We start from the raw sequence: 20,779 nt of genomic DNA, 5'->3' as shown, positions 1-20,779 counted from the left end.
ACAAGGGAGGGGGGAAACCATGATCTCTTATGACGGGCCTATCAATATCCTGCTGGTCGATGACTACCCCGAAAATTTGCTGGCTATCGAAGCCGTCCTTGGCGATCTCAACTACAATCTCGTCAAATGCCTTTCCGGCGAGGAGGCGCTGCGGGCGCTTCTCAAGGATGATTTTGCCGTCATCGTCATGGATGTCCAGATGCCCGGGATGGATGGTTTCGAAACCGCTCGAATGATCAAATCCAGGGATAAGACCAAGGAGATACCGATCATTTTCGTGTCGGCGACGAGCAAGGAAGCCCAGCATATGTTCGCCGGCTACGCCGTCGGCGCGATCGATTATATGCTGAAGCCCTTCGTTCCCCAAATTTTCCGTTCCAAGATCGAAGGCTTTGTCCGGATGTACGTCGGCAACAAAACCTTGCAGCAGCAAGCCGTCCTGCTTCAGCAGCAGACGCAGGAGCTGGAGCGCATGAACAAGGAGCTGATGCGCACGGCCTACCAGCTGACCAAGTCGGAAGCCGTCAAAAGCGTCATCAGCTCGACTTCAATGGATACGATGATTACGTTTGACAAGAACGGAACCATTTTGACGGTGAATCCGTCGGTCTATCCGATGTTCGGGTACCGGGAAAAAGAAGTCGTCGGCAAGCAGGTCGATGAGCTTATCCCGGGAATATGCGTCAGGCAGCTGGATCTCATGGGCGAAGCCGCGATGGACGGAATCTCTTCCGGGCGCCTGATCGAAGTCATGCCGCGCCGCAAGGACGCCAGTGTCTTCCATGCCGAGATCAAGCTCGGCAGCACGCTGGTGGATGAGGAAGTCATCTTCGCCTGCACGGTCAGCGACATCAGCGAGCGCAAGAAATCGGAGGAGGAAATTCTAGCGGCCAAGGAAGCAGCGGAGGTGGCCGACAGAGCCAAAACGGAGTTCCTGGCGATGGTGAGCCACGAGATCCGCACGCCTATGAACGGCATTCTCGGCATGACCAATCTTCTGATGGAGACGGAACTGAACGAGGAGCAGAAGGATTTTGCCGAGATCATCCTGAAGAGCGGCGACAGCCTGCTCAGCGTCATCAACGACATTCTGGACTACGCCAAGATCGAAGCCGGCAAGCTGGAACTTGAGATGGTTCCTTTCGATCTGAAGAGCTGCGTGGACGAATCGCTGGATCTGTTCATCGCCAAGTCGCGCGAGAGCAATCTCGATATCCTCTGTTCGATATCCCCGGATTTGCCGGAGTATCTGTACGGGGACGTAACCAAGCTGCGCCAGATTCTGATGAACCTGATCAGCAATGCGATCAAATTCACGCATGAAGGGCATATTGATGTCGACGTTCGCCTTGCCGAGGATTCGCCCGACGATGCCGAGCGCCAGGAAGAGGGCATCGTTGTCCAGTTCAGAGTGAGCGATACCGGGGTAGGCATTCCGGAGGATAAGCTCCCCCTCCTGTTCCAGCCGTTCTCCCAGCTGGACTCCTCCATGACCCGCAAGTACGGAGGAACCGGACTAGGCTTAGCCATCTGCAAAAATCTGGTGGAGCTGATGGGCGGGACGATCGAAGCGTGCGCCAATGAGCCCAAAGGAGCCTGCTTCACCTTCACCGTCCGCCTCAAGCAGATGGAGGAATGTTATCCGGCTTTGGAGGGAGATCCAGCCGAAGACCACCCGCTGCCCGGCTCACGTCCATGGGAAGCCCCTCCTCATTCGGATTCCTTTTCCTTCTCCGCCATGCTGAGCGAGACCTATACCGAGACTACTGCGGCCAGCGAGACGAGCGCAGCCAGCCGCCTTGTCCTGAAGGCCAACGTCCTGCCATTCACGCTCGGCACTGGAGATCGCGGCGTGCCGGCGCCGAGCGAGCGTTCCCGGGTTCTCGTCGTCGAGGACAACGACGTGAACCAGAAGCTGATCCTCAAGCTGCTCGATCGTCTCGGCATCGAAGCGGATGTGGCGGAGAACGGGGAAGCGGCCGTGGCGATGGCAAAAAACCGATTCTATGATATGATCTTCATGGATATGAAAATGCCGGTCATGGACGGACTTGAGGCGACAAGGCTCATCAACGGAGACGCGCGTGCCGGCAAGCAGCCGGTCATCGTGGCGATGACCGCCAACGTGCTGCCGGGAGACAGGCAGCGCTGTCTGGAAGCCGGGATGACCGATTATATCAGCAAGCCGATCCGGCTGGAGATGCTTGAAGCGATTATCGGCCGGTATCTGGATTATGACTGGACCATGGGCAGGCAGTCCACGCATTGATGTGGGCTGCTTTTTGCATGTCCGGGCCGGGAAGGCTTGCCAAGGAGACAACAGCGATTGGCGACCCGTTCCGACCGCAGGTCATCTATTTTTCACCACGCTTTTAGAAATGAAGCGGAAAGGGGCTTCGAGCCGTGCTGTCCAATCGTTATATCCGCTCTACCTACCTGACACCTCCGAGGGTGCTTGCGGGCGGATTTCTTTCTCTGATCGTGCTTGGCACGATTCTTCTCGCTACCCCTGCCGCTTCGGCTGACGGGGTGCGGATTCCTGTACTGGATGCTCTGTTCACGGCGACTTCGGCTACATGCGTGACGGGGCTCACCATTATGAACACAGGCACCGAATATTCCTTGTTCGGACAAATCGTGCTGCTCGTGCTGTTCCAACTAGGAGGGACGGGCTTCATGACGGCCGCTACCTGGTTTGCCCTGGCGTTCGGCCGCAAAATATCGCTCCGTGACCGCCTCGTGCTCAAGGAGTCCCTCAATCAGACGGAAATGAGCGGAATCGTCCAGCTCGTTATAAGGATCTTTTTGTTCTCCGCCGCTATCGAAGGGGTCGGAGCGCTGCTGTACACGTTCATCTGGATGGACTCCATGCCGCTGTCCAAAGCGGCCTACTTCGGCGTATTCCACGCGGTTTCCGTGTTCAACAATGCCGGTTTCGAAATTATCGGGGGCTGGAGCCAGTTCGTCAGCGATCCCGCGATCAATCTGATTACGATGACGCTTATTTTCTTCGGCAGCATCGGTTTCATTGTCATGGCGGATCTGATCCGGTTTCCCGAGAGGCGCAAAATCTCCTTGCACAGCAAGGTCGTGTTGTGGGCTTCTGTCGTCCTCACATTGGGCGGCGCCATTCTTTTCTTTATCTTTGAATTTACGAATACAAGGAGCTTCGGCCATCTGGGGCTGAACGGCAAGATCTGGGCCAGCTTTTTCCAATCATTCAGCTTGCGCTCGGCAGGAATCAATACGGTGCCGATCGAGGAGCTCCGTCAGGCGACCCAGCTTCTGATGATCATCCTTATGTTCATCGGAGCCGCGCCGGGCTCTACAGGAGGAGGGATCAAGCTGACCACCTTCGTCGTGCTGCTTGCCGGCATCCATGCGATTTTGCGCGGCCGCGAGGATGCGGTGATCTTCCGGTACCGGATTGCAGCCAAGGAGCTGTATCGGGCTATCACGGTCACGCTCATGGGGGTCATCATTATCGTCGCCTCCACGATGATCCTGACGACCGTGGAGAATGCTTCCTTCCTCGTTCTTCTCTTTGAGGCCGTGTCGGCGTTCGGCACGGTCGGGTTCAGCCTTGGAGCCACCTTTGATCTTACCCCTGTCGGCAAAGGGGTCATCATTTTCCTGATGTTTGCCGGCAGGCTCGGGCTGTTAACCTTGGCGTTCGCGATCCGCTCCAAATCCAAAAAAGAACCGTTCCGATATCCGGAGGGCCGGATCATTATCGGCTGAGAGCAGCCCCGCATTTTTGCGGGGCTTTTTTTCAATCATTGCCATGTCGCCAACTGATTCCAAGGGCGGCTGGGCAGGGTAATGGAAGGGTAGTAAACGGTCAAGATGCAGTCAGTCAGGAGTGGGAACGATGGGGAACGAGGATAAGCGCTCGTCGGCGGAAGGCCGGAGCTGGGCGTGGCATCGGAGCGGCGACAGCGGGCAAGCGGCGGAAATGTGGCGGCAGGACGAGTCCGTGCGGAAATGGATCGAAAGAAGCAAGGATCGGGATGTGAACCATCTTGCGGCTACTTCCTTTCAAGGGAGCCGAAATGCGGTGTTCGGGACGCTTGTCGTGGGCAGATCGGATGATGACCAGAGAAGCAACTGCACGATGCATTTTTACCTCGGGCACCGCAATCTGTATACAATCGGTTTCGATGAAGAGGATATTGTCGACGGCTGTGAAGGAGCCGCTCATTTTTTTGCGGAAATCGAGCAGTCGGAGACGGCTCTGGACGGATTCATCAAGCTGCTTGCCGGCATCATGGAGCCGTTCTTCGACGGGATGGACAATTTCGAGCAGAAGCTGCGCGAGATGGAGGAGAATATCCGGGACCGCAATGGCGGCTATATGTTCCACCGTATTTTGGAGCTCCGCTACGGCCTGCTTCACTGGACCGGACTGACGAGGCCGGTCCGCGAAATCCGGTTTGCTCTGGAAGAAGCGTTTCCCGAGGAGATGAAGGAGAGTCTCATCCATCAGGCGTTCAACTCGCGTCTGGAGAGGATGATCATGCTGCAGGAAGAGTACCGGCAGGAGGTGGAGTCGCTGCTTCTGCTCGAGGACAATATCTCGAACTACCGCGGCAACGAAATCATGAAGACGCTCACGGTGTTCACGATTCTTTGCACGCCTATGATGGCGATCGGCGCGATCTGGGGGATGAATTTCGAGCAGATGCCGGAGCTGAAGTGGAAGCTTGGATACGTATTCGGGCTTGCCGTCATTTTGGCGGCTACGGTCGGCGTCTATTTCTGGATGCGGACGAAAGGCTGGATGGGGGATCTTCTCCGGGAGGACAACCGACGGGAACGGCTGTGACGGGCATGCGGCTGAAAATGTTGGCGGAAGGCTTGGGCACGCTGTTTAACAGCTGCCTGAGCCGTGTAATAGCTAGTACGGCAGCGCTGGAATGCACTGACCGAATCTACCTCATACGAGGTCTCAACAGGCGGTGTTGATGATGACCATCAAATATCGTAATACTTGCTCCGACATCGAGATTCTGGTCAAGCATGAAGAGTCGGACTCTGTTGCTCCGTACCGAGTCAATATTCAGAGCTCCAAAAATCCGCTCAGCTTCGGCAACAACCTGGCCAGCTCCACTTCGGAAGAAGCAGCGGTCAAGATCGCGGATCAGCTGTGCAGCTTCTACTCCATTGCGAGGAAGAACGGTTACTATCTCAAAGGCAAATCGTTCACGAAGGCGGATTGTCCGGAAATCCCCGTGTCGGAAGTGCTGGAGGACGATATGACGGAGCAGCAGTTCAGCGAGAAGCTCCAGAGCCAGTCCGTATAACATCCATTCCTTTTCATACAGCAGCGGGCGTCCCTCCGGGGACGCTTTTTTGATTTTCAGCAAGGTTGGAATAATTAAACAATAAGAGGGAAGTATACGAAAGGAAGGAATCCAAGACCGAAAGGATGACAGCATCGATGAAAGCAACTTGGACAGCGGCTGCCTTGCTGCTTGCCGCTCTTGCCCTGCCAGCCGCCGCTTACGCCGCGCCGCAGGCGTCTCCGGCAGCTCCGCAGGCATCTCCGCATGCATCGCAGGATATGGGCGCTCCGGACCGCTACAACCATCAAGGAGATTTGCGGAATCCGAAAGGCCATCCGCATCACGATCGATACCGCGAAGCCCGCAAGCTCGCCATGCTGAAGGAAGCCGCGGCTTATTTCGGCATCAAAGCCGACGGCAAGACGGAGGAGCAGCTCCGTCAGGAAATTCACGCGGCCAAGGAAAAGCAGCCGGAGAAATGGACGGCCTTCAAAGCGAGCATGAAGGAAAAACGCTTCGCGAGAATGAAGGAATTTGCCGCCAAGCAAGGCATCAAAGTCGAGGGAAAGTCGGAGCAGCAGCTTCGCGACGAGCTGAAAAGCCTGCATGAGCAGGGGAAGCTGAAGGTTCCAGCGCCGAAGGGACCTCATCAGATGGACGGTACACGGCCCTCTTGATGGAAGAGAGGGCGATGGGGCAGCGACCTTTAGGTTCGATAAAAATCCTTCCCATAAGGAAGGATTTTTTATTTTCCATTTCAAAGAAAAAGTGATATCATAATCATATCAAGTTGATATGGAGTGTGATGGGGATGAAGGAACATCAGGCTTGGCATGCGAACGGTTTCCTGGCGACGCTGGCTGCTATCGCGGCGGCAGCGGCAGCGATCTGGTGCTTTGTATCGGGCAATGCCGACGATGGTTCGGCTGGCATGAATGTGCTGGGCGTCGTCCTGCTGCTGCTGGCGCTCGTGGCGTTCAGCTCGCTTACGGTCGTTCAGCCGAATCAGGCGAAAATCATTACGTTTTTCGGACGTTACAAAGGCACGGTATCGGATAGCGGGCTGTGGATCGTCGTTCCGTTCACCGTCAAATCCAGGATGTCGCTCAAGGTCAGGAACTTCAACAGCCAGAAGCTGAAGGTCAACGATGCTTCCGGCAACCCGGTCGAAATTGCAGCGGTGGTCGTATTTAAGGTAATGGATACGGCCAGAGCGGCATTCGACGTCGACGATTACGAGACGTTCGTGGAAATCCAGAGCGAGACGGCGATCCGCCATATCGCGGCGCAGTACCCTTATGACACGTACGAGGACAGCTCCGTCATCTCGCTTAGGGGCAACGCGGACGAAATTTCCGGACGGCTGCTCGCCGAGCTTCAGGAGCGCCTCAGCGTAGCTGGCGTGGAAGTGCTGGAAACCCGTCTGTCCCACCTTGCATATGCAGCCGAGATTGCAGGTGCGATGCTGCAGCGCCAGCAGGCGGAAGCGATCGTAGCGGCTCGGCAAAAAATCGTAGACGGTGCTGTCGGCATGGTGGAGTCGGCCCTGCAGCAGCTGAAGCACCACGGAATCGTACTGGATGACGAACGGCGTGCGGCGATGATCAACAATCTTATGGTTGCCATCGTCTCCGAACGGGGAACGACGCCGGTCATCAATACCGGTACGCTCTATAATTAAGGCAGCCGTCTAATGGCCAAAGAACGCAAGGCGTTTCCGCTGCGCCTGGACCTGGAGCTGTACCAGGCCGTGGAGAAATGGGCCGGCGACGAATTCCGCAGCGTAAACGCGCATATCGAATATCTGCTCCGCGAATCGCTGAAGAAGAGCGGCAGGCTCAAAAGCCTCCCTCCTCAAGCTGCGGAGGATCAATCCAAGTCCGTTCCTTCCGGGGACGCAGAGGTCCCGGAGAACGGATCCAGCTAGCAGCAAGCCTCATCATTCATGATTGACGCAAAATCAAAGAACCCTGCGGTCACAGCTGTGACCGCAGGGTTCTTTTTTTGGGGAATGGAATCAGCCTTTGATCGCGCCTTCGGTCATCCCTTTTTCAATGTACTTCTGAATGAAGAGGTATACGATCAGAACGGGGATGACAGTGAGCACGACAGCGGCGGCCATGAGGCCGAAGTCGGTGCCGTATTGGGAGCTGATCTGAGCGAGCAGCGCCACGATCGGCCTTACCGAATCCTTGTTGACGAAGATGATGGCGGAGAACAGGTCATTGTAGGACCACAGGAAGACGAAGATGCTGGTCGAGGCGAAGACCGGCCTTCCAACGGGCAGGAAGATTTTCGTGAACATGTTGAACCGGTTGCAGCCGTCGATGAAGGCGGCTTCCTCCAGCTCCTTGGGGATTGTAGCCAGATACCCTGCGATGACGAGGATGGCGAAGGACAGATTGCCAGCCGTTTGCGGCAGAATGAGGCCGAAGTAGGTGTTGACCACCTTCCACTTGATCAGCAGCTCGTACACCGGCACGACGGTGGCGAAGGTCGGAATGAGCAGCGTCGCGACCAGCAGCGAGTTGATGAGGTTGCGTCCCCGGAACTTGAAGCGCGACAGAATATAGGCCGCGAGCCCGGCGACGATCAAGACAAGCAGGACGACGGAGACGGACATGATCAAGCTGTTGGCGTATGCCCGGCCGATGCTGATGCTCTCGAAAGCGTTCGTGTAATTCAGCTTGTCCGGCGGAATCGCCAGCTTGAACGAATTGTCCATGACCTCGTCGGACGATTTGAACGAATTGTTGATGATCCAGATGAGCGGATAGATCGTCGTGAGCGCCCATAAGGAAAGGCATAGATAAACGAAGGCCATCCCGAACGGGAATCGCTTGCCGGAGCGGCCTCTCGTGACAGGTACGGCATTGGCAGGATTGACTTGCTGCATTCACTTTCCACCCCATTGCAACTTAATATGTGACTTCTTCTCTCTTGAGGAGACGGTTCGTAATCAAGGACAGGATGACCCCGAAAATGACGATGTAGATCGCAATAGTGGAACCGTAACCGAAGTTCTGGTCCACAAGGGCCTTCTTGTACATGTACGTTCCGAGCAGTTCCGTCCCGTTGCCGCCGCGGGTCAAAATAAAGACGAAGTCGAAAATTTTGAGCGTGCCGGTGATGGCAAGGATCATGACGACCTTGATGTCGCTCAAAATAAGCGGGATGGTCAGCATGGTTGTCTTTTTGATGCCGCCGATTCCTTCCAGCTTGGCTGCTTCATAGAAATCGGAGGGAATCTTGGACATGGCGGTAAGGAAGAGCACGAAGTAAAAGCCGACGTAATGCCATACGGTCGGAACCGCGACGGCTTTCAAGGAGCCCGTTTCGCTCATCCACAGAATCGGCTCGAAGCCCAGCTTGGCGATGATGCCGTTGAGCAGGCCGAACTGGTAGTTGTAGATGAGCACGAACAGGAGGGATATCGCGGCTCCGGAGATGACGATCGGGAAGAAGAAGACGGTTCGGAAAAACTGCTTGCCCTTGGAGATGCTGTCGACCATGACGGCCAGCACAAGCGCGATTCCGACTTGGAAGATCAGGACGTAAAGCATGATTTCCAGCGTATGCAAGGTAGCGGCGCCCAGAAGATCATCGGAAAAAAGGCGCTCGTAATTGTCCAAGCCGACAAATTTCTTGTTGAAGAAGCCGTTTGTGCGGAAGAAGCTGAGATAGAAGCTTTTCAGGAACGGATAGTAGACAAAGGTGCCGAGCAGCAGGAAAGCCGGCAGCAGGAAAGCCAAAATATAGTTCTTATCGCCCTTCATTCAATCACCTTTTTGCGGTTTATCGTCGAGCCCCTGTCTTTTAAAGAAACTCGCCGCCCTTCAAGCAAGCGGGCGGCGAGTCGGGTTGGCTATCGCCTGGATATGGACGCCTTACTTCTTGTTTGCGACTTCGATCTTCTGAGCGGCTTCCAGGGCTGCTTTCGCCGTATCTTTGCCGGATACGATGCCTTGGATATGCTGGCGGATCGTCGTGAACGTTTCCGGAGCGACCTGCGTGTCGATCGGAGCGTTGATCGTCGGAGCTTCGCTGGCCATCTTGAAGCCGTCCAGAGCGAGCTGCGGCAGGCCTTCCACTTGCACGTTGGCAGCGGCAGGCGTACCGGAGTTGGCTTGCGCGATCGCTTTGATCGTATCAGGCGACGTCAGGAACTTGAGCAGCTGGACGGCAGCGTCTTTCTTGTCCGCGTTGTCGTACGTGCTCTTCGACAAGTAGAAGCCGGAGCCGAAGCCGCCGATGATGGACTTGCCGTCGCCTTTGCCGCCTGGAATGGCCGGGAAAGGAAGCACGGTCGAAGCCGCTTTGACTTCGTCGGAGAAGCTGCCTTGCGCCCACGAGCCTTCGATGACCATGGCAGCCTTGCCTTGGGAGTAGTATTTCGCAGCCATGTTCAGGTCGATCGTGGCGGCGTCTTTAGGGAAGGCGCCGAGCTTGCCGATCTCGTTCAGCTTGGAGAGGCCGAGCTCCCAGTCCGGATTGACGGCATCCAGAATGCCGGAGTTGTGGCCTGCGCCGCCGGCGGCGCCGAGGACGAAGTGCTCGATCAGGTAGTGCGATTGATCGAATGGAGCGGCGAGCGGGATGACCTTGTTCTCGTTCAGCGTTTTGATGGCCGTCGTGAACTTGTCCCAGTCGGTTGGAAGCTCCAGATTATATTTCTTGAAGATGTCCTTGTTGACGTACAGGCCTTCGTAGTAGCCCGTCAGCGGAGCGGCATAGATGTTGCCGTCCGGCTGCTTGACGGCATCGAGAGCCGCAGGGTTGAAGCCGGCTTTCCATTCTGCGTCCTCGTCGAGCAGAGCGTTCAGCGGAACGACCTTGCCGGCATCGACGAAGCCTTTGGCGTCGGCTCCTACGAAGTAGAAGAGCAGGTCCGGCTCGTTGCCGCTGGACATGTCCGTGTTGACCTTCGTGCGGAAGCTGTCGTCGTTCGCGGACATCGCGTCGTTCGTGATTTTGATGTTCGGGAATTTGGCGGAGAAATCGTCAAGCGCTTTCTGGAAAGCAGGCTTGGCTGCGTCCGTTCCGGCGAAGGTGGAGAATACGCGGAGCGTGACGTCTTTGGCTTCCGGAGCCTTGGACGCTTCCGGGCTCGGCGATGTGCTTGCTGCCGGGCTTGGTGCCGGACTTGCGTCTCCGCCGGTATTTCCGGAGTTGTTGTTTCCGTTGCTGCCGCATGCAGACAGGAGCAGCACAGTCGCCACGGAAAGGGCGCACAGAGCTTGGGACTTCTTCTTCATCGACGATGATCCCCCTTAGTTTAGCTAAGTCTTATCGTACAGATCGTTGATCTGCTTAGATAAAGTCTAGAAGGTTTCCAGCAGCCCGCCAAGGCAAGATTGGTTCTAAAGGAGGGGGATATTCCTATGGACATGGGGGATTATTTTATGGCCAATAGGGGAAAATCATCTTTTTATTTCCAGCTGGGGCAGTGGAAGGGCAGCAGGGATGAAACCAATGGGCCGCAAGTCGCGCTGCCGATTAAAAGCTCGGAGGCTGTGGCGGAGGTCTGGGATTCTGGAGTTATGAAGATTTGAAGCCCTGACGAGTTCTGCAGATTTGAAGCCCTGACGAGTTCTGCAGATTTGAAGTTCTGATGATTTAGAGGTTTGAGTTCTGAAGGTCTGAATGTCTGAAGGTCTGAAGGTCTGAAGGTCTGAAGGTCTGTGTTCCCGAATCACTTGGATTTTGGAGGCATTCCTGCATGGCAAGCTTGTGGAAAGCACGGCCAGCGATAGAGATAAGAATTCTTTTCTATCATTAAAGCGGAGTTGGCTGGCATTGCGTCCTGCGGCCCCCGCTCGGCAAAACCCTGCACATATCGGAATTAGCTGGATCACAGGCCTTCTTTGGGCTTGCTCCAGACAAAAACTCGGCCAAGCTGAAACCCGTCCGCATAATTGGCCAAGACCCCTCATAGACATGTTATCAGCTTAGGAAAACCAATGTGCAGAGGGGATGATTTACATGCGTCGCATCACATGGATCGCGGCTTTGATTGCCTGCTTTACGCTGGTGCTGGCCGGATGCGGCAGCAAGGACGCCGGCTCCGTGGTGAAGGAGCTTGGCAAGCTGCAGGACAAGACCGAGACTTACCAGGGAACGGGGACGATGACGCTTCATACCGCCACGCAGCCGCTGGAGTACAAGGTGGATGTGAAGTTCCAGAAGCCCAACTATTACCGGATCGCGCTTACCAACGAGAAGAAGGACCTGACACAGATCGTGCTGCGCAACGACGAGGGCGTGTTCGTCCTGACCCCGAGCCTGAACAAGGTATTCCGCTTCCAAAGCAACTGGCCGGAAGACCAAGGTCAAGTCTATCTGTACCAGACGCTGGTGAAGAGCATCCTGCTCGACAACTCGCGCCAGTTCGCTTCCGAGAAGGACAGCTATGTGTTCGATGTCATGGCTAATTATCAGAATGCTTCCCTGGCCCGGCAAAAAATCTGGCTGAATAAATCCGACTATGCGCCCAAGCAGGTCGAAGTAAGCGATTCGAATGCTTCCGTGCTGGTCGATGTGAAGTTCGACTCCTTCAAATTCAATGAAAAGCTGGACAAAAGCGTGTTCGACACGAAGTCGAATCTCCAGTCCTCACCTGCGGCCGGCTCGCAGCCTACGACAGCCGTTCCGGAGTCGGATGCGACGGACGGCAAGGCGGCCGACCCGGCCGGCAAGGACGGCGACGCAGGCAAAGGCGGAGCAGCGTCTGCAGGCGATGATCAGCAGGGCGCAGGCTCGGCGGATCCATCCGGAGCGCAGGACGAGGATGGGCAGCAGGATGCAGCGGCAGATCCGACGAGCTTCGTGCCGATGGAGCCATCCTATCTTGGCGGCGACGGCATTGCGCTGAAGGATTCCAGCGAGATCGTATTCGGCGGTGAGCCCGGCTACATCCAGCGTTATACGGGCACCTACAATTACACGCTGATCGAAACCCAGCCGGAAGATACGGCGGTGGCGATGGGCAGCGGCCGGCTGGTGGATCTCGGCTATACGTGGGCCCAGCTTAACGAAGGCGACCAGACGACGCTCACCTGGACCTACGGAGGCAAGGAATTCCGCTTGACCAGCGGCGATCTTCCGCAGGACCAAATGATTGCGGTAGCCCAGTCTGTAGTGGATGAAATGGGCAAATAAACAATCATGCAAGAGGCGTTCGCGGGCATTGGGCGGCGCCTCTTTTCCCTACCTGCCGATGCCGAATTGGCAACAGGTGCCAGTGCCGAACCGGCCCCGTTTCATTGACAGTCCCGAGGTCAGCGTTTAACATTAGAGGCACTGGGTTCAAAAGAAAAGGACTGAAATACGATGGATGAAGCGGCATTTTATCGGCCGACCGCAGCTCATATTTCCCTGGATGCCCTGGCTCACAATATTGCAGCCTTCCGCTCCGCGCTGCCGGCACGAATGAAGATGATGGCATCCGTCAAGGCGAATGCCTATGGACACGGCCTCATCCAGGTCGCCCGCGAAGCCGAGGCTTGCGGAATCGATTATCTGGGTGTGGCTTTTCTTGACGAAGCTCTCACGATCCGCAGAGCGGGCATTTCCGCGCCGATTCTCGTGCTGGGATACGTTCCGCCGGAGGGACTGCCGGCGGCGCGACGGCATGATGTATCAATCGCCTTATTCCGGGAGGATGTTCTGGAGGCGGCGGCATCGCTGCCCGAGGATGATGGGCGCAAGCTTAAGGTTCATATCAAAGTGGATACCGGAATGGGCCGGCTCGGGACGCTCGCCGACGGCAGCGGAGCGGCCGAACGGTTCATCGAGAAGGTGCTCGCGATTCCTCAGCTTCAGGTCGACGGTGTGTTCACCCACTTCGCCAAAGCGGATGAGGCCGACAAGAGCTACACGCTCCTGCAATACGAGCGGTTTGCCGGGATCATGCATTACGTGCGCAGCCGCAGCCTTCCGATTCCAATCCTGCACAGCGCCAATACGGCGGCAGGCATGGATACGCCGGAACTGGGCGGAGACATGCTCCGTCTCGGCATCGGCATGTACGGTCTATATCCGTCGAATGAAGTGGAATTCGGCAGAGTGAATCTGCGTCCGGTTTTGTCCCTGAAGACCGAAGTCGTGCACGTGAAGACGGTACCCCCTGGCTGGGGAGTGAGCTACGGCACCCGCTTCGTCGCCGACGAAGATACCCGGATCGGCACGCTGCCGGTCGGATATGCCGACGGCTTCAGCCGGATGCTCACCGGCAAGGCAGAAGCGCTGCTGCGCGGCCGCAGAGTTCCGGTTGTCGGCACGATCTGCATGGATCAGAGCATGATTGCGCTTGCAGCCGCAGACAATGCGGGTACATTCCCGGTGCTGCCGGGCGAGGAAGTCATCCTCATCGGCTCGCAAGGGGAAGAGCGGATCTCGGCCGAAGAGGTTGCCGACAAGCTCGGCACGATCAATTACGAGCTTACCTGCATGCTTGCTGCGCGCGTCCCGCGGATTTACATTCGCGGCGGTGCGGTCGTCGAAGTGTCGAATCCGCTTCTCGGCGGAGGGATGTGAGGCTTCTTGTCATTTTTTGAAGAAGTCAAGAAGGAATCGCGTCGCTATGCGGCGAATAGCCTTTTAACGACTATTGAAGGATCTTGCCGTTCTAACGAAAAGTGCCCTTTCATAGGTATGGTTGAGTATAGCTCGATACCAACGGAGACATAATGGTAATAGGCTTTGACAAGTTTTGGAGGTGCGAGTTGGTGGCCAATCTGCAGAATACCAAACGAATCATGATCAGTATCCCGGACCAGCTCCTGGAAGAAGTGGACGGAATCGTGGCCAAGGAGAATTCCAACCGCAGCGAGTTCATTCGGCAGGCGATGAAGCTTTATCTCGTGGAGCGCAAAAAACGTCAGATCCGTGAATTGATGCAGCGCGGTTATCTGGAAATGGCTAAGATCAACTTGAACATGGCCTCGGAAGCTTTCCACGCGGAGGAAGACGCAGACCGTGCGCTGGGCCGCCTCGTCAGCGGGGTGTAGCTCTTGATCGTCAAACGCGGCGACGTATTCTTTGCAGACTTATCTCCCGTCGTAGGCTCCGAGCAAGGCGGCGTGCGCCCGGTGCTTGTCCTTCAGAACGATATCGGCAACCGCTTCAGCCCGACGGTCATCGTAGCGGCCATTACGGCCCAGATCCAGAAGGCGAAGCTTCCTACCCATGTTGAGATCGACGCCAAGGCTCATGGCTTCGATCGCGATTCAGTCATCCTGCTCGAGCAGATCCGTACGATCGACAAGCAGCGTCTTACTGACAAGATTACGCATCTCGACGATGAGATGATGAGACATGTCGACGACGCGCTGCAGATCAGCGTCGGTCTGATCGACTTTTAAGCCGGCAGATAATCGGCTCCGCCATTTTCTGCCTGGCGATTGTGTCCGATGAGGAAAATATGGAAAAAAATGCTGGACAGGTATTTATTCTGTTGATACTATAGACTCAAACATAACCGTATACGATGCATGGCATCGTTTTGCTCGCGAAGAACGCAAGCAGTTGAACCGGATTACCGGTTCCTGCTTGCGTTTTTTGTTTTTCCGGGGCAGAGAAGGGAGCGACATGTTCAAAAGAAATCAAAAATCAACCGTTTTTCTGGCAGCTGCGCTATCCGCCGTACTTGTATACGGCCTTTATCAAGTCCAATCCAACATGCTGGAGAGGCGGCAATCGGTGCAGATCGTCGCTCCCAAGCGCTTCATTGCAGCCGGAGAGAGGATAGCTGCGGAAGATCTGCGTTATATGTCGATTCCGGAGATGGCGTTCAATGCCGACATGATGACGGAGATGGGTTTGGCTGCGGGCAAGGAGGCAATCGTCCCGCTTGGAGAAGGAGAGCCGCTTCGAAGCTGGAAGATGGACGGATACCGGCTCATGCCGGCCAAAAACGAATCTACCTTCCAGCTGCCCCGAAGCTATGTGCTTTCGGTATCCAACGGCATCCGTGCCGGCGATCGGGTGCAGCTGTACGTATCGGGAGCGGCTGAGCTGTCGGAAAGGCTGTTCCCGGAACCGGTCATCGTCGCTTCGGTGAAGACCGGAGGAAACCAGGAAATCGACGACATGGACAATCCCAATCTGCTGTCGCTTGCCTCTGGCGACCGCGAGAAGATGTATGCTTCCCGCCGGGATGCGAACGGAAGAATCGAGGACATCAACCTGAATCTGACGGAAGAGCAATGGCTGCGGATCGATTCGCTTTGCAAGTCGGGGGAGAGCAAGCTCGTCGTGGCCTATAGCCCCGACTCGCTCAACGCTGTGGCGGCTGCCGCCGCGGGAGGCAGGCCATGACGGCACCGCTGATCGCCTTTATCGGGACGACGCCCAACATCGGGACGACGGCGGCGGCTTATGCGGCAGCCTGCCGAATCGCGGAGCAGACCGGCGGAGAGGTAGGCTTCCTATGCCTGAACTTGAAGAGCGCCAAAATCCATCGTTACCTTGGGAGCGATGCTCCTGCTCATACGCTGGACGCGATCCGTCCCGAGCTGAAATCCCGCTCCCTGACGCCTCGGATGCTGAGGCGGGCTTGCTGGCCTTTCCCGGATGAGCCTGGCGTACATGCTCTCTTTGGCAATCTGCTCAGGGACCAGGCCGAATATTTCACGCCGGAGGAAGCGGAGCATCTGTTGGAGACAGCTGCACGGACCTTTTCGGCGGTCGTGGCGGACGCCGGCTGCTGCTGGGACAATGCCGCGACGATCAGTACGGCTCGGCGCGCAGATTCCCGGATATTGTGCACGACCGGAGCGCTCTCGCATTTCCAGGAGGATTGCAGCCGCTGGATTCGCCAGGTGTCCCCTTTATTCGGAGTCGATCCGAGCCGATACGAACTGCTTCCCATTCAAACCCCTTGGAGAACCGGAGGATACAAGATGAAGGAAATTGGAAAAGAAACAGGACTGCCGCTAATCGGGAGTTTTAAAACGAACGAAGCTTTTTATGATTCCCTTGACCATGGCCGATACGGGCATTGGCTCAAGAAGGATGCTGCCGGAGCCCAGGCCATGAGCGGTCCTGCAGAGACGCTTGTGAAACGGCATGGCCTGAGGCAGCGGCCGGCTGTGGAATCGCAGCCTTGGTACCGCAGACTGCGCGCTCATCGGGGAGAGCTGGGAGTATGAGCGGAGAGAAGCGATTCTCTCCCTCCGCCTATTCCGCGAAGCTCAAGAACGACGACCCGAACGAAAGCAAGCCGAAGCAAGCCGGAACCGTTCCGGTCGTCCGGATGATGATGAAAGACGTCGATGAAGCTGACGAGGATCAGGCTCGGAAGCCGTCCGACTTTGCCAAAGCGGCGGATGACATGAGGGCATATCTAGCTTCTCCCCGCGGCTTGACGGAGGAAGAGCGGCGTGAATACGGCGAGAAGCTGAATCGGGCCGTTCTCGGTTATTCGGGAGAGCGCAAGGAGATTCTGGCTTTTATCACGGACAGGCTGTTGAGGCTGCGCATTCACGAGCTGCCCGGAACGGCTGGCGGATATCCTTCCTTGGCGGAGGCGCTGTTCGCAGAAGTCATTGGGCTTGGGGCGCTGGAGCTTGTCCTTCAGGAGCGGATCGGCTTGGAAGAAATCCAGGTTGTAGGAACAAGAATTTATGTGATGCGGGAAGGTCGGGTCTCGCGGTCTCCATACCGTTTCCAGTCATTGAAGGAAGTGGAGCGGATCCAGCAAAATCTTGTTCTTTACAATAACGACCGCATCAATCCCCGCAAAAGATGGGCCGAAGTCATGCTGCGGGACGGTACCCGTGTTACGATGACCGGATTCGGATTCACGTCCCAGCCGACGCTTACGCTTCGTTTTTACGCATCAAAGGCTTTTAATCTGAAAGAGCTGATCTCTCCCGAATGCGGCACGATGAACGCCGCCATGGCGGCCATGCTGAGAGCCGCGCTTGATTGCCGGTACAATCTGGTCATTATCGGTCCGACGGGATCCGGCAAAACCCATCTGCTCAAGGCACTCATCGCCGAACTGCCCGATGACGAGCGTCTCGTCACGTTGGAAAGCCGGCTGGAGATGATGCTTAGCCGAGATTTTCCAAACAAAAACGCGGTGGAATACGAAATGGACGAGGATGATCCGCTCCACCGTTCCAAGCAAGCATTCAAGCTGGCGCTCCGACAATCTCCCGATAGGATCATCCATGCCGAGATTCGGGATGACGATGCGAACATCTACGTAAGAGCCTGCACCCGGGGGCACTCGGGCAGCATGACGACCGTTCATGCGAACCGTCTTGAAGATATACCGGATACGATCTGCGATATGTGTATGCTTGACGGCAGAGCCATGAATCCGGACCGGCTCTCCAAGCGGATCGCGGGTTATGTGACCCAGATCGGAATCGAGATGCAAGTGTTGGACGGCAAGCGGAGAATCGTAAGAATAGGCCGGATCCGCTGGGATCGGGGACAAGCAAGCGTGCTCGACTGGGCCGTCTATGTACGCGGATCAGGCAGCTGGCATGTGGCTGCTTCTCCTGATCCGGACGATTGCAGGCGCTTTGCCGAAGCTGGATTTACGTTGTCTTCTGCCGGATTTGCGGTCACCGAAGCTGAAGCTGGCGAATATCGGACGGAGATTCCGATGAAGGCGCTGCAGCTGTGAGCGGAGGGGTACTTGCCGCAGCGGCCTCCCTGCTTCTCGGACTATGCCTCTTCATATTGGTGATGGCGATGCTTCGTCACGGAGAGAGGGCCTATTATTCGGCAGCCAGACTTCACTACCGCCGCGACCGCAGCGTCAAGGCAAGGCTTGCTTCCTTGTTAGCCAGGCAGGAGCGGATGTACGGCCATATTTCCCTCTTGCTTGAATCGGTGCAGTCTAAAATCAAACCCGAAGGCTTTTTGCTTCTCTCCTTCTTTCTTTTGGCCGCCGGATCTGCGGGAGGGGGGCTGCTGTTTTTGAGCTTCAAGGGAAGTCTGCTTTCCGGAGCCATGGGAGGGCTGATCCCTTACGTTTTCCTTAGAAGCCTGCTGCTGCATCGGCAGATGCAGGCGAGAATGGACTTCCTTCCGGCGGTGGAGCTCTTTTACCAGTGCTATATGATTACGGGCGAACGGCAGATTCGCAGGGCATTGCAGCGGGTTGTCGAGGAACAGCGGCTTCTTGGACCGATGCAGCCCGTTTTCGAGCAGTTGTACCGCAACTTGTCCGTCCGAGGGGATGACGAAGCCAGCCTTCGAGTTTTCGCTTCGTCGCTCGGTCATATGTGGGGCGATTATTTGGTCGAAATTCTCCGAATCGCACTCGTTGAAGGCAATCCGGTATCCGAAAATTTGCGGGAGCTGGTGGGAGACATGCGCAAGTCGAGGCGGATTGCAGAACAGGAACGCCATAAGCTTCTGGAGATCCGAATCGCGAATTTTACGCCGATCCTCTTTCTTGCCGTTTTCATGGGGATCAATATCCGGTACAACGCAGACAATTCCTATCGGTACTATCTGCAGGACGCCGCTGGCAGGGACATGCTGCTGAATGCGCTGCTGCTTATCTTCATGTCTTTCTTAATGGGGCTTTGGCTCTCACGCAAAAAAATGTAAAGGACACAGGTGGTTATGATTATGATGGAAGGCTGGGCCGCTGTCTTATTCTTTGCATCTGTTTTGGGACAGTTTGTGCTTGTCGCGGTTTCGATCTTTTTCTTAGGGAAGCTGCTTCCTGCGAAGCGCAAGCGCTGGCTCCATCTTCCCGATCGTCCTTGGAAGCATGTTCGGGTGACGGATGAAAGGCTTGCATTCTGGAAGCTTTATAGGGATAGCCTCGATTATAAAGCAAGAGCGGCGCTGTTGGCCGGATGCGGTCTGGAGTACGATCCGGGGTTTTACCTGCTTGTGCGGAGGATAGCCATGCAGTCTTGCATTCTCGGGGTGACAGGATGCGGAGCCTGGCTGGCAATAGGAGAGGCGCGACCCGTTCAAGCAGTTATCATGGCCGTATTCGCGGCGGTGTTTGTCTGCGCCTATGCCGACAAATCCATCCTCGGTGCCTGGAAGAAAGCCAGATCGAGGCGTGTCATCCAGGAAGTGCATGCCATAAGCGTACAACTGCTGTACCTGCAAGGCTCCAGCCTGCATATCCATGCCAAACTCATGAGATGCGTGCCCTATACACGATCCATTCGGAGCGACCTTCAGCGGCTGCTGGGCGAATGGTATCACGATGCCGAACAATCCATCCGCCAGTTCAAGCATCGGATCGGGACGGAGGAGGGAATGAGCTTCGCCGAGACGATTGAATCGCTGCGGGTGCATGATCACGAGGCCTATTACGTCCTGTTAAGGGAACGTATCCGCGATTATAAGGACAAGCTGGAGCTATTGAAGGAAAGCCGCAAGGAGTCGAGCTCGTACATGCTGTTCATGCTCGCGGGTATTCCGATCCTGTATACCTTTCAGGTCTTCATCTATCCGTGGGTGAGGGAGAGCCAGGCTCTGTTCAATTCGCTCAACTAGCGCAATTCTCTAAGCCGAACAAGCTGCTGTTCCAGCTCATTCAATTCAACGGCCCATCCAACTCGACAGCTCAAGCAGCTCAAGGCTCATCCAACTCGACACTTATGCAGCTCAACGGCCCATCCAACTCGACAGCTCAAGCAGCTCAGCAGTTGTGTTCCTGCTTGAATCCATCAATTCATGCTTCCGTGCAAGGCAAATGTTATTCAAGGAGGTGAGATGATGCGCAATATTTTAGTTACGGTCATGATGCTGGTTGTCGTAATGCTGCTGTTCAATTCCATAATCGCAGACAACGGCACCGGTACGCGGGTGCAGATTCAGAATCACGGAACGGCTGCGAACGGCCAAATCAGCAGCCTGCTGCCTTAAGTTCCTAAGTCTCCAATCGACTGGCTGAAAGCAAGGGGGATCCATGAAGGAACTGCTCGTATCCATGCTTTTATTGGTAACGGTCATCGCCATTTACCTATCCGTCGTGGACGGAGAGGAAGGATCGAAAGTCCGGTTGGCCTCCATGGGCAGCCGGATGGCGGAAGAAATCCGAAGCACCGATCCATGAAGCAGATTCTGGTATTCGTCCTGTTTGCGGGAATGCTGTGCTGGATGATGTTTTCGCCGATTTACAAGCATGTCTTCATCGTCAGGGAAGCTCTCCTCCAGAAGGAAGTGGATTACCTTCTCGAAACGGGGGCGAGCGGCAGCCGCGGCTATATTGACGATGCCATGGTCGAAGCCTCCCGCAGCAGGCTGGAGCAGGCTGGAATGAGGCGGGATCAGATCCGGTACCGCATATCGGCTTCGGATGGAGGCGTCGCCACTTCTTCGTCCAGACCTTTGCTGAGAGGAAAGGGGCTGCTTCTTACGATCAGCTATCCCTACGAAAGGCTGTTCCAGATCGACAGCCTGATAGGGATTGCTGGGCCTGATCCCGAGGAGAGAATGTCCGCATCGGGCATTAAAATGAGCGAATACGTGCCGTAATGCCTGATCCTGATCACGCAAGG

At 55.9% G+C, this 20,779-nt stretch carries 23 protein-coding genes and 1 pseudogene; 21 read left to right on the top strand and 3 right to left on the bottom strand.

Annotated features, from left to right (window positions below; all coding sequences use genetic code 11):
• Positions 1-19 precede the first annotated feature (19 nt).
• The 8 genes and pseudogenes from BN871_RS30415 to BN871_RS10390 form a co-directional block, all read left to right on the top strand.
• Positions 20-871, top strand: a pseudogene (locus BN871_RS30415) (response regulator); the annotation flags it as partial.
• A gap of 69 nt (positions 872-940) precedes the next feature.
• Positions 941-2,269 carry an ATP-binding protein gene (locus BN871_RS30410; protein ID WP_407059870.1) on the top strand — a complete coding sequence of 443 codons (1,329 nt, stop codon included), beginning with the start codon at positions 941-943 and terminating at the stop codon, positions 2,267-2,269.
• A gap of 134 nt (positions 2,270-2,403) precedes the next feature.
• Positions 2,404-3,741: a TrkH family potassium uptake protein gene (locus BN871_RS10415; RefSeq protein WP_021877224.1), complete on the top strand. Its 1,338-nt coding sequence runs from the start codon at positions 2,404-2,406 to the stop codon at positions 3,739-3,741.
• A 130-nt stretch (positions 3,742-3,871) separates the two neighbouring features.
• The gene (locus BN871_RS10410; RefSeq protein ID WP_048745844.1) at positions 3,872-4,825 is read left to right on the top strand and encodes a magnesium transporter CorA family protein; all 954 of its coding nucleotides are present in this window, start codon (positions 3,872-3,874) and stop codon (positions 4,823-4,825) included.
• Between the two features lie 139 nt (positions 4,826-4,964).
• Positions 4,965-5,303, top strand: coding sequence for a hypothetical protein (locus BN871_RS10405; protein WP_127507149.1), 339 nt, complete (start codon positions 4,965-4,967; stop codon positions 5,301-5,303).
• A 137-nt stretch (positions 5,304-5,440) separates the two neighbouring features.
• Positions 5,441-5,962, top strand: a complete 522-nt coding sequence (locus BN871_RS10400) for a hypothetical protein (protein WP_048745842.1) — start codon at positions 5,441-5,443, stop codon at positions 5,960-5,962.
• Positions 5,963-6,096: 134 nt separating this feature from the next.
• On the top strand, positions 6,097-6,966 hold the full coding sequence (locus tag BN871_RS10395) for an SPFH domain-containing protein (protein WP_048745839.1): 870 nt from the start codon (positions 6,097-6,099) through the stop codon (positions 6,964-6,966).
• A gap of 12 nt (positions 6,967-6,978) precedes the next feature.
• Positions 6,979-7,212 carry an Arc family DNA-binding protein gene (locus BN871_RS10390; RefSeq protein ID WP_021877229.1) on the top strand — a complete coding sequence of 78 codons (234 nt, stop codon included), beginning with the start codon at positions 6,979-6,981 and terminating at the stop codon, positions 7,210-7,212.
• 90 nt (positions 7,213-7,302) lie between these two features.
• Here BN871_RS10390 and BN871_RS10385 read toward each other — a convergent pair whose 3' ends face one another.
• The 3 genes from BN871_RS10385 to BN871_RS10375 all read right to left on the bottom strand — a co-directional run bounded on the left by BN871_RS10385 (position 7,303) and on the right by BN871_RS10375 (position 10,540).
• Entirely contained in the window at positions 7,303-8,181 is an 879-nt protein-coding gene (locus BN871_RS10385; RefSeq protein ID WP_021877230.1) for a carbohydrate ABC transporter permease, read from the bottom strand.
• Between the two features lie 22 nt (positions 8,182-8,203).
• Positions 8,204-9,061, bottom strand: coding sequence for a carbohydrate ABC transporter permease (locus BN871_RS10380; protein WP_021877231.1), 858 nt, complete (start codon positions 9,059-9,061; stop codon positions 8,204-8,206).
• A gap of 111 nt (positions 9,062-9,172) precedes the next feature.
• On the bottom strand, positions 9,173-10,540 hold the full coding sequence (locus BN871_RS10375) for an ABC transporter substrate-binding protein (RefSeq protein ID WP_021877232.1): 1,368 nt from the start codon (positions 10,538-10,540) through the stop codon (positions 9,173-9,175).
• A 126-nt stretch (positions 10,541-10,666) separates the two neighbouring features.
• Between BN871_RS10375 and BN871_RS27605 the strand changes: the two genes are divergently transcribed.
• From BN871_RS27605 to BN871_RS10325, 13 genes are all read left to right on the top strand, one after another.
• Positions 10,667-10,837, top strand: a complete 171-nt coding sequence (locus BN871_RS27605; RefSeq protein ID WP_021877233.1) for a hypothetical protein — start codon at positions 10,667-10,669, stop codon at positions 10,835-10,837.
• 430 nt (positions 10,838-11,267) lie between these two features.
• Complete coding sequence (locus tag BN871_RS10370; RefSeq protein ID WP_048745836.1) at positions 11,268-12,443, top strand: outer membrane lipoprotein carrier protein LolA; 1,176 nt, start codon at positions 11,268-11,270, stop codon at positions 12,441-12,443.
• A 171-nt stretch (positions 12,444-12,614) separates the two neighbouring features.
• Complete coding sequence (alr, locus tag BN871_RS10365) at positions 12,615-13,820, top strand: alanine racemase (RefSeq protein WP_021877235.1); 1,206 nt, start codon at positions 12,615-12,617, stop codon at positions 13,818-13,820.
• 191 nt (positions 13,821-14,011) lie between these two features.
• Positions 14,012-14,293, top strand: coding sequence for a CopG family ribbon-helix-helix protein (locus BN871_RS10360; RefSeq protein WP_048745833.1), 282 nt, complete (start codon positions 14,012-14,014; stop codon positions 14,291-14,293).
• A gap of 3 nt (positions 14,294-14,296) precedes the next feature.
• The gene (locus BN871_RS10355) at positions 14,297-14,647 is read left to right on the top strand and encodes a type II toxin-antitoxin system PemK/MazF family toxin (RefSeq protein WP_021877237.1); all 351 of its coding nucleotides are present in this window, start codon (positions 14,297-14,299) and stop codon (positions 14,645-14,647) included.
• Positions 14,648-14,873: 226 nt separating this feature from the next.
• Positions 14,874-15,602 (top strand): SAF domain-containing protein, encoded by a 729-nt coding sequence (locus BN871_RS10350; protein ID WP_021877238.1) that lies wholly within the window; start codon positions 14,874-14,876, stop codon positions 15,600-15,602.
• Positions 15,599-16,435 carry a hypothetical protein gene (locus BN871_RS10345; RefSeq protein WP_048745830.1) on the top strand — a complete coding sequence of 279 codons (837 nt, stop codon included), beginning with the start codon at positions 15,599-15,601 and terminating at the stop codon, positions 16,433-16,435. Before BN871_RS10350 ends, BN871_RS10345 begins: the two co-directional genes overlap by 4 nt.
• Positions 16,432-17,925 carry an ATPase, T2SS/T4P/T4SS family gene (locus BN871_RS10340; RefSeq protein ID WP_083436366.1) on the top strand — a complete coding sequence of 498 codons (1,494 nt, stop codon included), beginning with the start codon at positions 16,432-16,434 and terminating at the stop codon, positions 17,923-17,925. Before BN871_RS10345 ends, BN871_RS10340 begins: the two co-directional genes overlap by 4 nt.
• The gene (locus BN871_RS10335) at positions 17,922-18,860 is read left to right on the top strand and encodes a type II secretion system F family protein (protein ID WP_048745829.1); all 939 of its coding nucleotides are present in this window, start codon (positions 17,922-17,924) and stop codon (positions 18,858-18,860) included. The genes BN871_RS10340 and BN871_RS10335 overlap by 4 nt, the downstream gene beginning before the upstream one ends.
• 306 nt (positions 18,861-19,166) lie before the next feature.
• A complete protein-coding gene (locus tag BN871_RS10330) occupies positions 19,167-19,772 on the top strand; it encodes a hypothetical protein (RefSeq protein ID WP_157060259.1) in 606 nt (201 codons plus the stop codon).
• Positions 19,773-19,991: 219 nt separating this feature from the next.
• Positions 19,992-20,144: a hypothetical protein gene (locus BN871_RS27600; RefSeq protein WP_157054033.1), complete on the top strand. Its 153-nt coding sequence runs from the start codon at positions 19,992-19,994 to the stop codon at positions 20,142-20,144.
• A 43-nt stretch (positions 20,145-20,187) separates the two neighbouring features.
• Entirely contained in the window at positions 20,188-20,334 is a 147-nt protein-coding gene (locus BN871_RS27595) for a hypothetical protein (RefSeq protein ID WP_021877243.1), read from the top strand.
• Positions 20,331-20,756 carry a hypothetical protein gene (locus BN871_RS10325; RefSeq protein WP_021877244.1) on the top strand — a complete coding sequence of 142 codons (426 nt, stop codon included), beginning with the start codon at positions 20,331-20,333 and terminating at the stop codon, positions 20,754-20,756. The genes BN871_RS27595 and BN871_RS10325 overlap by 4 nt, the downstream gene beginning before the upstream one ends.
• Positions 20,757-20,779: the final 23 nt, after the last annotated feature.

Source organism: Paenibacillus sp. P22, assembly GCF_000469945.2.
Classification (GTDB): Bacteria; Bacillota; Bacilli; order Paenibacillales; family Paenibacillaceae; genus Paenibacillus_O; species Paenibacillus_O humicus.
This window is presented reverse-complemented; position numbering and strand designations above follow the sequence as displayed.

Excerpts from the sequence above, each read along its gene's own strand:
- BN871_RS30410 (WP_407059870.1), top strand. The coding sequence starts at position 941 with ATGGTGAGCCACGAGATCCGCACGCCTATGAACGGCATTCTCGGCATG.
- BN871_RS10410 (WP_048745844.1), top strand. The coding sequence starts at position 3,872 with ATGGGGAACGAGGATAAGCGCTCGTCGGCGGAAGGCCGGAGCTGGGCG.
- BN871_RS10405 (WP_127507149.1), top strand. The coding sequence starts at position 4,965 with ATGATGACCATCAAATATCGTAATACTTGCTCCGACATCGAGATTCTG.
- BN871_RS10400 (WP_048745842.1), top strand. The coding sequence starts at position 5,441 with ATGAAAGCAACTTGGACAGCGGCTGCCTTGCTGCTTGCCGCTCTTGCC.
- BN871_RS10395 (WP_048745839.1), top strand. The coding sequence starts at position 6,097 with ATGAAGGAACATCAGGCTTGGCATGCGAACGGTTTCCTGGCGACGCTG.
- BN871_RS10390 (WP_021877229.1), top strand. The coding sequence starts at position 6,979 with ATGGCCAAAGAACGCAAGGCGTTTCCGCTGCGCCTGGACCTGGAGCTG.
- BN871_RS10385 (WP_021877230.1), bottom strand. The coding sequence starts at position 8,181 with ATGCAGCAAGTCAATCCTGCCAATGCCGTACCTGTCACGAGAGGCCGC.
- BN871_RS10380 (WP_021877231.1), bottom strand. The coding sequence starts at position 9,061 with ATGAAGGGCGATAAGAACTATATTTTGGCTTTCCTGCTGCCGGCTTTC.
- BN871_RS10375 (WP_021877232.1), bottom strand. The coding sequence starts at position 10,540 with ATGAAGAAGAAGTCCCAAGCTCTGTGCGCCCTTTCCGTGGCGACTGTG.
- BN871_RS27605 (WP_021877233.1), top strand. The coding sequence starts at position 10,667 with ATGGACATGGGGGATTATTTTATGGCCAATAGGGGAAAATCATCTTTT.
- BN871_RS10370 (WP_048745836.1), top strand. The coding sequence starts at position 11,268 with ATGCGTCGCATCACATGGATCGCGGCTTTGATTGCCTGCTTTACGCTG.
- alr (WP_021877235.1), top strand. The coding sequence starts at position 12,615 with ATGGATGAAGCGGCATTTTATCGGCCGACCGCAGCTCATATTTCCCTG.
- BN871_RS10350 (WP_021877238.1), top strand. The coding sequence starts at position 14,874 with ATGTTCAAAAGAAATCAAAAATCAACCGTTTTTCTGGCAGCTGCGCTA.
- BN871_RS10345 (WP_048745830.1), top strand. The coding sequence starts at position 15,599 with ATGACGGCACCGCTGATCGCCTTTATCGGGACGACGCCCAACATCGGG.
- BN871_RS10340 (WP_083436366.1), top strand. The coding sequence starts at position 16,432 with ATGAGCGGAGAGAAGCGATTCTCTCCCTCCGCCTATTCCGCGAAGCTC.
- BN871_RS10330 (WP_157060259.1), top strand. The coding sequence starts at position 19,167 with ATGCAGTCTTGCATTCTCGGGGTGACAGGATGCGGAGCCTGGCTGGCA.
- BN871_RS27600 (WP_157054033.1), top strand. The coding sequence starts at position 19,992 with ATGATGCGCAATATTTTAGTTACGGTCATGATGCTGGTTGTCGTAATG.
- BN871_RS27595 (WP_021877243.1), top strand. The coding sequence starts at position 20,188 with ATGAAGGAACTGCTCGTATCCATGCTTTTATTGGTAACGGTCATCGCC.
- BN871_RS10325 (WP_021877244.1), top strand. The coding sequence starts at position 20,331 with ATGAAGCAGATTCTGGTATTCGTCCTGTTTGCGGGAATGCTGTGCTGG.